Genomic DNA, 14,072 nt, shown 5'->3' with positions numbered 1-14,072 from the left:
GACAAGAGTTCGGTGCGCCGTGCTGGTATCCTGTTTGCGCAATAGCGGGGAGCAAATAACGCGATGAAGCAAATCAAATCCTGGGCGCAATACTATGTCGACCTGATGACCAAGCTGGGGCTGGTCCGTTTCAGCATGTTGCTGGCGGCGGGCATCATAGTGCTGGCGGTCACCATCCAGATGGGGGTGACCCTGTTCCTGCGCGGGGCCGTGGATGTCGTCGACCTGGTGCGCTCCGTCTTCTTCGGCCTGCTGGTGACCCCCTGGGCCGTCTACTTCCTCTCCATCGTCGTGGATCAGCTGGAGGACTCCCGCCAGCGCCTGAGCCGCATGGTGGCGAAATTGCAGGACATGCGGGAGCGGGATCTCGAGCTCAACAGCCAGTTGCAGGAGAACATCCGCCGCCTCAACACCCAGATAGCCGAGACCAAGCGCGCCGAGACCCTGCGTCAGCAGGCGATCGAGGATCTCGAAAATGAGGTGTTCCAGCGGGAGAAGGCCCAGCTGCATCTGGGGGAGCGCACCGCCCTGCTGCGCTCCTTCATCGACTGCTCCCCGGATCTGGTCTACTACCGCAACGAGGAGGAGCAGTTCTCCGGTTGCAATCGCGCCATGGAGGAGCTGACCGGCCGGGTCGAGGCGGATCTCATCGGATTGACTCCCTTCGATGTCTACAAGCAGGACATCGCCAGCAAGGTGGTGGAGACCGACAAGCAGGTCTTCGCCCAGAACGAGCCCCTCACCTACGAGCAGTGGCTGGAGTACCCGGATGGCCGCAAGGCCTACTTCGAGCTGCGCAAGGTGCCCTTCTTCGACCGCTTCGGCAAGCGGCTCGGCCTGCTCGGCTTCGGCCGCGACATCACGGAGCGCAAGCAATATCAGGACAAGCTGGAGAAGGCGAGCCGGGACAAGACCACCTTCATCTCCACTATCAGCCACGAGCTGCGTACCCCCCTCAACGGCATAGTGGGCCTGAGCCGCATGCTGATGGACACGCCCCTGGACGCGAAACAGCACCAGCAGCTCAAGACCATTCACCTGAGCGCCGTGACCCTCGGCAATATCTTCAACGACATCATCGACCTGGACAAACTCGACCGCCGTCGGCTGGAGATAGCGCCGACCCGCATCGACCTGCCCGCCTTCCTCGACGAGCTGGAGACACTGTCACGTATCCAGGCGGAGCAGAAGGGGCTCTACCTGCACTTCGACCGGGACGGCGACATGCCCCAGTTCGTGATGGCGGACGGCACCCGGCTGCGCCAGGTGCTGTGGAATCTGGTGGGCAATGCGGTCAAGTTTACCGACGAGGGCGGGGTGACGGTGCGCTGCCTCTCCCACGCGTCCGACGTGCCGGGCAAGCTGGCGCTGCATTTCGAAGTGGAAGACACAGGCGTCGGCATCCCCCGTGGCCAGCAGGAGAAGATCTTCGCCATGTACTATCAGGTGCAGGGCAAGAAGCACGCCACCGGCACCGGCATCGGCCTCGCGGTTTCCCGCCAGCTGGTGCAGGCCATGGGTGGCCAGCTCTATGTGGACAGCGATCCCGGCGAGGGCTCCTGCTTCACCGCCGAACTGGAGGTGGAGTGCGTGGCGCCCCAGGCCATCGAGCCCGAGCTGGAGCTGCCTTCCCTCGACATCCTGCTGGTGGAGGACGTGGAGCTGAACGTCACAGTCGCCTGCGCCCTGCTCAGCAAGCTCGGCCACGAGGTCAAGGTGGCGCGGGACGGCGCCCAGGCCCTGGCCATGGCGAATCCGGACGACTTCGATCTCATCCTGCTCGACATCCAGCTGCCGGACATGACCGGCTTCGATGTGGCGGCCAAGCTGCTTGAACGCTACGGCGACAGCCTGCCCCCCATGGTGGCGCTCACCGCCAACTCCACCGGCGATCGCCAGTACTACCGGGACCGCGGCATGCAGGACGTGATCAACAAGCCGCTCGGCTCCAGGGCGGTGCGGGAGGTGATCGGCCACCTGTTCGCGGATCTGGCGGACGACGAGGCGGACGAGCTGGAAGATGCGGGTAATCAGGATGAACTGTTGGACTTGCCCTTCCTCACCGATTACGCCAGCACAGTCGGCAAGCCGATACTGCTCTCCAGCGTGGATCTGTTCGAGAAGATGATGCCCGACTACATGGCGGTGCTCGATTCCAACATGATTGCCAAGGATCAGGCCGGGGTGGTGGAGGAGGCGCACAAGATCAAGGGGGCGGCCGGCTCCATCGGCCTGCGCCGCCTGCAGCAGACGGCCCAGTTCATCCAGAGTCCGGATCACCCAGCCTGGTGGGAGAACGTGGAGGACTGGATTGAGACGCTGCGCCGGGAATACCCGGGCGACATAGCCCGCTTGCGCCGCTGGTTGCTCTCCTGAGCCGAACATCGATGCCATCAAAGCCAAGGAGGCAGACCCCATGTATCAGCGCCTGATCCCGTCCCTGCGAATTCACAGCTGGGGATACGAGCCCCTGCTGGAGGCGACCGAGCAGGATCGCGCCCGCATCGTGCAGGCCGCGCCGGTGCGCCGGTTGCAGCAGAAGACCCAGGTCTTCCCGCTGGATGTGAAGGCCTCGGTGCGCAGCCGCCTGACCCACTCCCTGGAGGTGCAGGAGACGGGCCGCCAGATCAGCCGCCGCATCCTGGCCCAGCTACCCACAGGAACCGTGTGCGAGGGGGCCTTCATCAATCTGGTGGAGATGTCCTGCCTGCTGCACGACGTCGGCAACCCGCCGTTCGGCCACTTCGGCGAGCAGGTGATGAGCCAGTGGCTGGCACAGTCGCTGGACGATCTCTTCGCCAGTGCTCACGAGCAGTTGCCAAGCCCCCAGTGGGCCGAGCTGCGCCAGGATCTGCTGGTGTTCGACGGCAATGCCCAGAGCCTGCGGTTGGTGCACAGCCTGCACGAGCTGAACCTGACCCTGGGCCAGCTGGCGGCTCTGTGCAAATACCCGCAGCAGCCAGCCCCCGGGCAGCATTTCGGCCAGCATCACGGCTGGGCCAGCAAGCGCGGCATCTTCTTCAGCGAACAACCCCTCTACCAGTCCCTGAGCCAGCAGCTCGGGCTGGCGCCGGGTTGCCGCCATCCGTTGGTGTACATCATGGAGGCGGCGGACGACATCTCCTACTGCATCGCAGATCTCGAGGACGCGGTGGACAGGCGGATCCTCGGTCTCGGGGATCTGCAGCAGGCGTTGCGCATGGCGGAAGGGGGGGACTACATGGCGACCCTGCTGGCCGAGGCCATGGCATCGGCCAGGGGCTTCTTCCCCCATTTCCGCCAGCAGTTGACCCGGGATCTGGCCACCCTGGCGGCCGAGACCTATATCAGCGAACACAGTGCCATTCTGAGCGGCGCCTATCCTCAGGCGCTGTTGCACGGTCAGGCACCGGCGGCACGGGTGCTGGATGTGCTCAAGCAAGTCGCGAGGGAGCAGGTGTTCATGCGCCCCGAGGTGGAGGCGCTCGAGCTCGAGGGTTATGCCGCCCTGCGCGGGGTACTCTCCACCTATGCCTGCCTGCTGGCGTTGCCGGCCACCCAGTTCGGGAAGCTGCTGGCGGGCAAGGGGGGGAGCGAGCTCTTCTTCGCGCGCAGGCTGTTTCACCGCCTGTCGGCGCGCCACCTCAAGGCGTACCGGCTGGCTGTGGCCACGGCGGATCCCCGCTTCCTGTCGGGGGCGGAGCAGGAGTGGTACTACAGGGTGCGGCTGCTCCTCGACTACGTCAGCGGCATGACGGATACCTATGCGCTGGAGGAGTTCCGGCTGCTGTCCGGGATCTGATGCCCGGTGCCCCCCCATATGGGTGGGTCAGATATTGCACGAAATCCGGTGTTTTTCTAGACTGTGGCACTTGTTCAACTTTCACTCGGTAAGGAGACGACCATGCAACATTCAATGCTCAACGTTGCGTTCGACCGCTGCATCGGCAGCGCGAAGACTCGTGCTCTTTATTTACCGCGTGGAGTGAACAGGTAACACCTGTCTTTTCATCACCCGCGGTTATCCCGCAGGGTGATGTCCTCTCTCCGGGAGAACCGCATGTTCAACTGGAGAATATTATGTCTATCGAACTCGTACTGCTGCGCACCGTCGAATCCCTGGTTCAGAAGCGGATCACCCGGCTGGAGCGTCGCGTCAGTCACCTACACCTCTCTCCCGCCCTGCTCAAAGACATCGGTCTGGAGGGGATGGATGTACAGGTTGCCCACGTGCGTGAGCGGGAGTTTCAAACCGGCTTCCGCCTCGGGAATCGAATAACCTGATGGCAGGGGGCCTGGCCCCCTTCTTGCAGAGAAAATGGCAGGCCCTGGGCCTGCCATTTTTCATTCCCTCCGGGAATGTTACAAATTTATTAGTCGCACATTGAGCCAAAGCCTTTATCATCTCCACCCGGTTTGTAAGGGGTCTCGTCATGCCATCTCGTTGTTACCGCCTCATTTTACTGTGCTGGCTTGCCTGCTGGAGCTGGGCGGCATCGGCCGTTTCCCCCCCGAACCCGCATGAACCAGCCCGCTCTGAGCAGAGCTGGCTGGCTACCCACGATGAGCTGGTGATCGGCATGGTCTCGGTGGATTGGCCCCCCTACATCTACACCAATGGGCGAGGGGGCTTCAGCGGCCCGCTGGATGACTTCGCCGCCCTGGTGGCCGCTCGGGTGGGGATGCCTCTCAAGTACAAGGGTTACCCCGACTATGCCCGTGCCCAGCAGGCCCTGCAGGATGGCGAGGTCGATCTGCTGCTGGGGGTGACCCCGGAGCGTGCCGCCCCCCGGCAGACGCTGGCCACCCTGGACATCATGGGGGTGCCGAGGGGGGTCTTGTTGTCGCGCACGCAGAGCAGTCCGAGCCTGGCGGTGGCCAGGGGGTGGCGTTGGGCGTGCATTCAGGGCTTCGGGGCCTGCGACGAGCTGATCAGGCTCGGGGTGAAGCAGATCGACGAGGCCGAGAGCGTCGACGAGGCCGCCTTCATGGTGAAGCGGGGGCTGGCGGACGCCTATCTGGCGGATCTGCCGACCCTGATCCGGCTGCAGCACCAGCGCCAGCATACCCAGCTGCAGGTGATCACCCCGTCCTGGGTGCCCGATACCCAGCTGGCCATGGTGGTGGCGAGCCGCAACCTGGGGCTGCATTCCCTGCTGCAGCGGGTGCTGGTGGCGATTCCGGAGGCCGAACGCTGGCGTCTGCTGGAGACAGGTGGGGGGATCGATTACGGCCAGATCCAGGGGCCGCGTCAGACCCTCTTCAATCAGGACGAGCTGAACTGGCTGGCCCAGCATCCAACCCTGAGATTCGGGGTGGCCCCCCACTGGCCAGCGGTGAGCGAGACCGACTCGCGCGGCCAGCTGACGGGCTTTGTGGCCGATCTGCTGAAACTCGTCAGCGCTCGCTCCGGCCTGCAGTTTTCCCTGATCCATACCCAGGACTGGGCCGATACCATAGCGCAGTTTGAAGCCGAGAAGCTGGACTTCATTCCCGCCATTACCCCCACCGACGAGCGTCGGGGCAGCATGCTGTTCACCCCGGATTACGCCTTCATCAACCGGGTGATCGCCGCCAGGCAGGGGGTCGACGAACTCTCCAGCCCGGCGCAGCTGAAGGGGCACAGGGTCGGTATGGTGGCCGGCTCGGTGGAGAAGGTGCTGCTGGATCAGGTGGGAGCCAAGATAGTCACCACAGGCAGCGACAGCATGTTGCTGCCGCTGCTCGACAGCGGTGAGGCCGACTATGTGCTGATGAGCATGACGACCCTGGAACTGGCCCTGAAGAAGGGGTTCAGCGATCGCTATCAGGTCGTGCTCTCCGGCAACGAGCTGCGGGTGCCGGTCGCCATGGCGGTGCACAAGCAGGATCCCATGCTGCAGCAGATCTTGACCAAGGCGCTGCTGTCGGTCCGGCCGGAAGAGCTGGCCAGGCTGGAACACAAGTGGATGTCCCTGACCATACAGACGGGCATAGATCCGGCGACCGTGCTGCTCTGGTCCTCCCTCGGTGCCGGTATCTTCCTGTTCTGCGTGCTGCTCTTCGTCGGCTGGAACCGCACCCTGCGCCGCCAGATCCGGCAGCGTCAGCAGGCCGAACGCCAGCTCAGCGAACAGCTGACCTTCGTGCAGACCCTGCTGGACTCCCTGCCCAACATGGTGGTGCTGAGGGACAAGGATCTGCGCATCACCCTGTGCAATCAGGCCTATAAAGATGCCTTCGTGCGCCAGGGGGAGGATGACAGGCTCCACCTCGGCAGCATACCCCCGTCCGAGCGGGATCGGGTGCTGCGGGAGGAGCGGGAGGTCTGGCTGCACGGCGAGATGCTGGAGGGGGCGGGCTACAGCCGCCGTCAGGATGGCTCATCCTTCCACGTGATCTATGCCAAGCAGCCGTATCGTTCGGGAAATGGCGACATGTTGGGGGTCCTGACGGTCCTGACCGATGTGAGCAGCATAAAAGAGGCCGAGGCGCGGGCGCGCAAGGCGGAGCTCCGCCTCACCCAGATCACCGACAGCATGCCGGGCATCGTCTATCAGTACCTCTGGATCGGGCCCGGCAAGGGGCGCTTCCTCTATGTCTCACAGGGGGCCGGCGAGATACTGGGTGTGAGCGACGAGCAGATGCTCATGATGGAGTCCGGTGGCGAGTTGTTCGGCTTCACCGAGGCGGCGCTGCAGGAGTTCGTCGGCAAGGTGGCCCACCATGCCGAGTCCCTGGCCCCTCTGGATCTCGAGGTCAAGGTGGATCGCCAGGAAGGGGCGCGCTATTTGCAGGTGCGCGGCAGCTTCGTGCGCCAGGAGGAGGGGCTGCTCCTCAACGGCGTCATCCACGACATCACGGCCCTCAAGCAGCAGGAGCTGGAGCTCAGGGATGCCAGGGCCGTGGCGGAGCAGGCGATGCAGGCTCGCAGCCGCTTCCTCGCCACCATGAGCCATGAGCTGCGCACCCCCATCTCGGGCATGCACGGCATGCTGGAGCTGCTGCAGATGAGCCAGCTCGACGACGATCAGCGCTATCTGCTGCGCAACATAGCGACCTCGGCCAACAGCCTGCTCTATCTGGTCAACGACATCCTGGACTTCTCCAAGATGGAGGCCGGCCAGTTGCAGCTGCACTATCACCCCTGCCGCCTCACGTCGGTCATCTGCGATGTCATCCGTGGTCATGCCACCCTGGCCCATGGCAAGGGGCTCAAGGTCACACTCGTCTGGGGACGGGAGGTGCCGGATCAGGCCAGCCTGGACGAGATCCGGGTCGGTCAGGTGCTCTCCAACCTGCTCAACAACGCGGTGAAGTTCACCGAGGCGGGGGCCATCGCCATCCGGGTGAGCTATCGGGACAACAGGTTGCAGTTCGTGGTACAGGACACCGGGATCGGTATAGCCGCAGACAAGCAGGCGCATCTGTTCACCCCCTTCAAGCAGGTGGAGTCCGACATCACCCGCCGGTTCGGCGGCACCGGGCTCGGGCTCGCCATTTGCCACCAGCTCAGCCAGAAGATGGGGGGGGATCTGCTGCTGGAGAGCGAGAGCGGGGTGGGGACCCGGGTCACCTTCAACGTGCCGCTGCGAGAGTGCCTGTGGGACACGCCCCCCCTGGCCGAGCAGGATTGGTGGTGGCTCGGGGAGGATGGCTCGCTGCAGGAGGCGATGACCCAGCTCGGCGCCAGATTGCATCCGCTGCCGCCGGACGGGTGGCAACACCTCTCCGGGGGGCGCCTCATTGCAGAGGAACGCCTGCTTGAGCAGACCCTGGGAAGTGACTGGCAGCGGCAATTGCAACAGAGCTCCCTCAAGGGATTGGTGATGTCGACCAAGGAGGCCCTGCGCAGCCGGATGGAGAGCGATGCTTGGTGGCGCCTCGGCCTCTCTCCGCTCTATCCGGATCTCTTGCTGGAAACTTGCCATCAGCTCGCGGGCAAGGAGGCCCCCCGGCCTGCACAGTTCCAACTGGATAAGTTGCAAGGACGGGTGCTGGTGGCCGATGATCACCCTGTCAACCGGGCCCTGCTCGCGCGTCAGCTCGCCGTGCTTGGCATCGAGGCCGAACTGGTTGAGGATGGGGAGAAGGCGCTGCGACTCTGGCAGGGCCAGGGGTTCTCCCTGCTGCTGACCGATTGCCACATGCCGGTGATGGATGGCTACAGCCTGACCCGGGCCCTGCGGGCGGCCGGGGAGTCGGCCCCCATCATAGGGGTCACGGCGGATGCCTCTGAGACGGCCAGCGATCAGATGCTGGCGGCGGGCATGGATGACATGCTGTTCAAGCCCTATAGCCTGGACACCCTGCGCCAGATGCTGTTGCGCTGGCTGCCGAGTGCGATGGCGACGGGGGAACCCAGGGCTGCCGAGCCGGCGTCGCCGGATGACAGGGCTCCGTTGTCGGCCTCCCACTGGATCTCGCTGTTTGGCGATGCAGAGGTCGCTCGGGAGATGGCCTTGGAATACCTAGCCTCCAACCGTCAGGACGGGGAGGAGATGGGGCGGGCACTGGGCCGTCAGGATACTCAGGGGCTGGTGGAGATTGCCCACAGGATCAAGGGGGCCGCCCGCATGGTCGGGCTGTCGACCTTGGCGACGGAGGCGGCCCAGCTGGAGGCGGCGGCCCGTCTGAAGCAGATGGACAGGCTGGCGCAATTGTGCCAGCGAGTAGACACATTGATGAACGGGATCACAGGCGACATTGGATTATGGCTCGATGAATAATACCCAGCATGAGTTGACCATCCTGGTGGTGGAAGATCACAGCTTCCAGCGCAAGGCGCTGATGCATCAGGTGAGCACGCTCTGCCGTGGCCAGGTGCTGGAGGCCGGGGATGGGGAGGCGGCGTTGGCGCTCTGTCAGCGTCATCAGGTCGATATCCTGTTCTGCGATCTGCGCATGCCCGGCATGGACGGCATGGCCCTGCTGCGTCGACTCTCCCTCGGAGGCTTTCGCGGCGGCATCATATTGTGCAGCGCCCTGGAGGACGACGTGGTCGATGCCGTGCTGCGCATGAGCGCCGCCTACGGCCTGCAGGTGCTGGGCCGCATCGGCAAACCCGCCACCCACCAGCAGATCCGGCAACTGATCGACAGCTGGCAACCGCGGGAGGAGCGCAGCCGGGAGGAGGATCACCACAGCCTGACCCTGGATGAGCTGAGCCAGGCGCTGGAGCAGGATCAACTGCTGCCCTGGTATCAGCCCAAGGTGAGTTTTGGCAGCGGTCAGTGGATCGGCATGGAGGCGCTGGCGCGCTGGCAGCACCCGGAGTACGGCCTCATCTCGCCGGCCCGCTTCATCCCGCTGGCGGAGCGGCACGGCCTCATCGATCAGCTGACCGAGGTGATCATCGGCAAGTCTCTGCGGGACGGCCACCTGTGGGAGCGCACCGGGCTCTCCCTCAACCTGTCCATGAACCTCTCCACCACCTCTCTCATCGAGGGGGATCTGTGCAACACCCTGCTCAGCCACTGCCAGCGCTGGAGCATCAACCCCGAACTCATCACCCTGGAGGTGACCGAGAGTGCCTTCGTCAAGGAGTTGGGCAAGTCCCTCGAGGTGTTGACCCGGTTGCGCATGCACGGTTTTGGCCTCTCCATCGATGACTTCGGGACCGGTTACTCCTCCATGCAGCAGTTGGCGCTGCTGCCCTTCACCGAGTTGAAACTGGATCGCTCTTTCGTCGATCGCTGCTATGAGGATCCCTCCCGGCTCGCTATCATCGAATCCAGTATCGAGCTCGCCCGCAAGCTGGGGCTCAAGTCGGTGGCGGAAGGGGTCGAGGATGAACCCACCTGGCAACTGCTGAGCCGGTTGGGGTGCGACGTCTGTCAGGGCTTCTTCTCCGCCCGCCCCATGCCAAGGGAAGAGCTGCTGGCATGGCACCGCACCTGGCTGGAGCGATTGCCGGCATTGATCAAGATGTGAAGTCCGGGCAGGATGCCCGCCGTCGAACAAGGATGTTCATGAAAATATCGAGCAAGCTGCTACTGAGCTTTTGTTTCATCAATCTGCTCATCATTCTCTCCTCCGCCCTGGTCTACCATCAGCTCGGTCGCATCGAGCAGTCGCAGTATGCCCTGCTGGCACAGACCCTGCCTGCCCTGCAGCGGGACGAGGCGAGCCAGAAGGCCCTCATCGCCACCGTCTCCTCCCTGCGCGCCTATCTCATCCTCGGCAAGGATCCGGCCCAGGGGACGCGTCTCAAGGGGGAGTGGGAGTCGGCCTGGCGGCTCATCGAGGGGCAGTCATTCAAGCCTGCACTGGCGCAGTCCCTCAAGGGGTTCAAGGCCAGCCAGGAGAAGGTGTGGGCCCTGGCCCATACGGAGGAGAACCTGCCGGCCCACAGCCTGATGCTGCTGGAGGCGGGGCCGCTCGCCGAGGCGGCGCTCGATCAGTTGCAATCCTTCGCCAATGAGGAGGTGGCGACCCCGCAAGCCGATCTGCCTGGGGATCGCCGTCTGCTGCTCAAGCAGGTGGGGGATGCCTACAACGGCCTCGCCAATGCTCTCTCCGCCCTGCGGGACTTCCTCATCTCGGGGGAGAAGGAGTATCAGGAGAAATACCAGGGTTACTACCAGTTCCACCTGCAACGGGTGGCCGAACTCAAGCAACAGGAGGCCAACTTCAGCGAGGCGCAGAAGGGGCTCTGGGCGCTGTTCGAGCAGATGTCCGCCCCCTTTGCCGAGCTGGTGGGCCAGGTGATCGCCCTGCGCCAGGCGCCGGACTGGGACAGGGCCAATCACCTGATGGCCACCGACGTCGAACCCGTGCTGACCCGCCTCGCCAGCCAGCTGGCCTCCCAGGTGACGCACACCCGGGGGGAGGTCGATGCCATGGCCGACAAGATGGCCAGCGCCAGCCAGACCATACACCGCACCCTGCTGCTGGCCACTACCAGCACCATTTTGCTCGGCACCCTGGTGGCCCTGCTGTTCAGCCGCCGTCTGACCCGGGACATAGCAAGTCTGGTGACCCGTGCCGGGCAGGTGGCGGATGGCCGCCTGCCGGCGGAGCCCTTGCCGGTGCTGCGCCAGGATGAGCTGGGAGGGTTGACCGGCTCCATCAACCGGATGTCGGGCCAGCTGCGTCAGCTGGTGGGCGAGATCCAGGGTGCGGTCGGCCAGGTACAGGGAGCCTGCGGCGAGGTGGGGCGCACCAGCAACACCATAGTGGAGGAGCTGGCGAGCCAGAATCAGCGGGTGGACACGGTCGCCGCCGCCATCGAGCAGATGTCGGTCAGCACCCGGGATGTGGCGGGCAACATCGCCGAGGCTGCCGAGGCGGCTCGTCAGACCGAGCGGCAGGCGAGGCAGGGGGGCGACGCCCTGGTGCGCATGGAGACCACCATGGCGCAGATTGCCGTCATGATTACCGAGGCCAACCAGGCGATGGGGCTGCTCAGCAGCCAGAGCGAGCAGGTGGGGCGCGTCACCGAAGTGATCGCCACCATCGCCGAACAGACCAACCTGCTGGCGCTCAATGCCGCCATCGAGGCGGCTCGTGCCGGCGAGCAGGGGCGGGGCTTTGCGGTGGTGGCCGACGAGGTGCGCCAGCTGGCCAGCCGTACCAGCCAGTCGACGGCGGAGATCAATCAGACCATAGGAAGCATACAGCACCAGACCCGCCAGACCGCCGACACCATAGGCAGCGGCACCCGGCTGGTGGCGCAGGGGCAGGAGGTGGTGACCTCGGTGACCGGGGCGCTGGAAACCATGATGCAGCTTGTGCAGGATCTCTCCAGCCAGCTCGGCACCATAGCCACCGCGACCGATCAGCAATCCAGGGTCGCGCAGGAGGTGGCGGGAACCGTGGAGGAGATCGCCACCCTCAGCCGTCACTCCAGCGAACACAGCCGGCAGGGGGAGGCGATCGTCGAGCGCCTGACCCAGGAGACGGGTCGACTGACCTCCGCCATCAGCCGTTTCGAGCTGAGATGAGTGACGTTGAGATAAGCAAGAGGCGGGCCCATGCCCGCCTCTTGTCTATGTGCCTTGCAAAGACTGCCGGAGCCGCAATCAATCCAGCCGGCGGAAGCTCTCGTTGTCGAAGCTGCTGCTGGTCTCCTGATTGAGTAAGGTGACCAGCAAGATGGCCCGCTTCTCGCCGTCCGGCTCCAGATAGATGGCCTCGAAGCCGGCGAGGGGACCCGATTCGATGAGCACCTTGTCCCCCTGGCTCGGCAGGCGGGCGTAGCAGGCCCTCGCCTCGTCGCTGTCGTCGCGGCTCATCAGGCGGTAGATGATCTGGCTGCTGACGGAGCTCCACTCCTTGCCGAAATGGATGATGCGGCTGATGCCGCGGGTCGACTTCAGGGTGATGGGCGGGATCACCTCGAGATCGACGTAGATGAACAGGTAGTTGGGGAACATGGGTTCACGAACCGGTACCCGCTTGCCGCGGCGCAGCTTCTCGATCTCCACCATGGGGTAATAGGATTCGACGCCCTGGGCTGCCAGATGAGCGCGGGCGCGGGCCTCTTCCTTGGGCTTGCAGTAGGCCAGATACCATTTCTTCATTGTTCTGATTTTTGTCGTGTTGCCGTGCTTGTGGCCTATGATAGCGGGGGTAAAAAAAAAGGCCACGCTTGGCGCGGCCTTTTTTCCAGAGTAAGTGGTTACCAACCTTTCACCAGGCCGCCCTTGAACAGCTCGGTGCCTTTCTTGTAGACCTCGTCGGTCTGGAAGGACTGGACGAACTCCTTGACCTTCTCGTCATCCTTGTTGTTCTCGCGGGCAACGATCAGGTTGACGTAGGGGGACTCCTTGTCTTCCACGAACAGGCCGTTCTCGGTCGGGGTCAGCCCAATCTGACCGGCGAAGGTGTTGTTGATGATGGAGAGATCTACATCTTCCAGGGAGCGGGGCAGCTGAGCGGCTTCCAGCTCGACAATCTTGAAGTTGCGCGGGTTGCTGGCAATGTCCAGTACGGTGGCTTCCAGGCCGGCACCCTCTTTCAGCTTCAGCAGACCTTGCTTCTCCAGCAGGATCAGGGAGCGACCCAGGTTGGTCGGATCGTTCGGCACCGCGATCTGGGCGCCGTCCTTCAGCTCGGAGAGCGCCTTGATCTTCTTGGAGTAACCGGCGATCGGGTAGACGAAGGTGTTGCCAACCGGTACCAGCTTGAAGCCGCGATCACGGATCTGGGCATCCAGATAGGGCTTGTGCTGGAAGGCGTTGACGTCGACGCTGCCGTCGTTCAGTGCCACGTTCGGGGTGACGTAGTCGGAGAAGGTCACCACTTCGACGTTCAGGCCGAACTTCTCTTTCGCGACCTTGGCGGCGGTCTCGACCAACTCGGTCTCGGGACCGGCGATGGCGCCCACCTTCAGGGTCTTGTTCTCTTCCTTCTGGCCACAGCCGACCAGAACCAGGGTTGCCAGCAGTGCAGCCGCAGCGGATTTAATGCCCAATTTCATAAAAACCTCCTGTCAGAAATCGACGATTAACGATGATCACATTGTTGAACCAGGCGCTCACCTGCGCTCTGGATGAGTTGAACCAGCACCACCAGAATGACCACGGTGACCAGCATGACGGTGGGGTCGAAGCGCTGGTAGCCGTAGCGAATACCCACATCGCCGAGACCGCCTCCCCCGATGGCACCGGCCATGGCGGAGTAGTTGACCAGGGTGACTAGGGTGATGATGACGCTGTTGAGGATGCCGGGCAGGGCCTCGGGCAGCAGCACCTTGGTGATGATTTGCAAGGGTTTGGCCCCCATGGCCTTGGCCGCTTCCAGCAAGCCGTCCGGCACCTCCATCAGGGCTCCTTCCACCAGGCGGGCGATGAAGGGCACGGCGCCTATGGTCAGCGGCACTATGGCGGCTATGGTGCCTATGCTGGTGCCGACGATGAAGCGGGTCAGCGGAATGATGGCGACCAGCAGGATGATGAAGGGCACCGAGCGGCCGACGTTGACGATGACGCCCAGGGTCCGGTTCAGCACCGGGTTGGCCAGGGTCTGGCCGGCCTTGGTCACGTGCAGCGCCACGCCGAGCGGCAGGCCGAGCAGGCAGCCGAACAGGGCGGAGGCAAACACCATGATCAGGGTGTCGCCGAGGGCCGAGATCAGCAGATTAATCATTGCTTCGGACATGAGTCATTACC

The 14,072-nt window shown here is 63.9% G+C and carries 9 protein-coding genes; 6 read left to right on the top strand and 3 right to left on the bottom strand.

Going from position 1 to position 14,072, the window contains the following annotated elements; all coding sequences use genetic code 11:
- The first annotated feature begins 63 nt into the window (after window positions 1-63).
- The 6 genes from arcB to ACRCYW_RS12730 all read left to right on the top strand — a co-directional run bounded on the left by arcB (window position 64) and on the right by ACRCYW_RS12730 (window position 11,903).
- Window positions 64-2,376: an aerobic respiration two-component sensor histidine kinase ArcB gene (gene arcB, locus ACRCYW_RS12755; protein WP_438550449.1), complete on the top strand. Its 2,313-nt coding sequence runs from the start codon at window positions 64-66 to the stop codon at window positions 2,374-2,376.
- A 40-nt stretch (window positions 2,377-2,416) separates the two neighbouring features.
- Window positions 2,417-3,781, top strand: a complete 1,365-nt coding sequence (dgt, locus tag ACRCYW_RS12750) for a dGTPase (RefSeq protein WP_438550448.1) — start codon at window positions 2,417-2,419, stop codon at window positions 3,779-3,781.
- A 278-nt stretch (window positions 3,782-4,059) separates the two neighbouring features.
- Complete coding sequence (locus ACRCYW_RS12745; RefSeq protein ID WP_438550447.1) at window positions 4,060-4,263, top strand: hypothetical protein; 204 nt, start codon at window positions 4,060-4,062, stop codon at window positions 4,261-4,263.
- Window positions 4,264-4,412: 149 nt separating this feature from the next.
- Window positions 4,413-8,687 (top strand): ATP-binding protein, encoded by a 4,275-nt coding sequence (locus tag ACRCYW_RS12740; RefSeq protein ID WP_438550446.1) that lies wholly within the window; start codon window positions 4,413-4,415, stop codon window positions 8,685-8,687.
- Window positions 8,680-9,891 (top strand): EAL domain-containing response regulator, encoded by a 1,212-nt coding sequence (locus ACRCYW_RS12735; protein WP_438550445.1) that lies wholly within the window; start codon window positions 8,680-8,682, stop codon window positions 9,889-9,891. The genes ACRCYW_RS12740 and ACRCYW_RS12735 overlap by 8 nt, the downstream gene beginning before the upstream one ends.
- 38 nt (window positions 9,892-9,929) lie before the next feature.
- Window positions 9,930-11,903: a methyl-accepting chemotaxis protein gene (locus ACRCYW_RS12730; RefSeq protein ID WP_438550444.1), complete on the top strand. Its 1,974-nt coding sequence runs from the start codon at window positions 9,930-9,932 to the stop codon at window positions 11,901-11,903.
- Window positions 11,904-11,981: 78 nt separating this feature from the next.
- Here the strand turns inward: ACRCYW_RS12730 and rfaH are convergent, their stop codons facing one another.
- The 3 genes from rfaH to ACRCYW_RS12715 all read right to left on the bottom strand — a co-directional run bounded on the left by rfaH (window position 11,982) and on the right by ACRCYW_RS12715 (window position 14,061).
- A complete protein-coding gene (gene rfaH / locus ACRCYW_RS12725) occupies window positions 11,982-12,482 on the bottom strand; it encodes a transcription/translation regulatory transformer protein RfaH (protein ID WP_438550443.1) in 501 nt (166 codons plus the stop codon).
- Between the two features lie 98 nt (window positions 12,483-12,580).
- Entirely contained in the window at window positions 12,581-13,381 is an 801-nt protein-coding gene (gene metQ, locus ACRCYW_RS12720) for a methionine ABC transporter substrate-binding lipoprotein MetQ (protein WP_438550442.1), read from the bottom strand.
- 26 nt (window positions 13,382-13,407) lie between these two features.
- Window positions 13,408-14,061, bottom strand: a complete 654-nt coding sequence (locus tag ACRCYW_RS12715; protein ID WP_438550441.1) for a methionine ABC transporter permease — start codon at window positions 14,059-14,061, stop codon at window positions 13,408-13,410.
- Between the last annotated feature and the right edge of the window lie 11 nt (window positions 14,062-14,072).

The organism is Aeromonas sp. (genome assembly GCF_051657805.1).
GTDB lineage: Bacteria > Pseudomonadota > Gammaproteobacteria > Enterobacterales > Aeromonadaceae > Aeromonas.
This window is presented reverse-complemented; position numbering and strand designations above follow the sequence as displayed.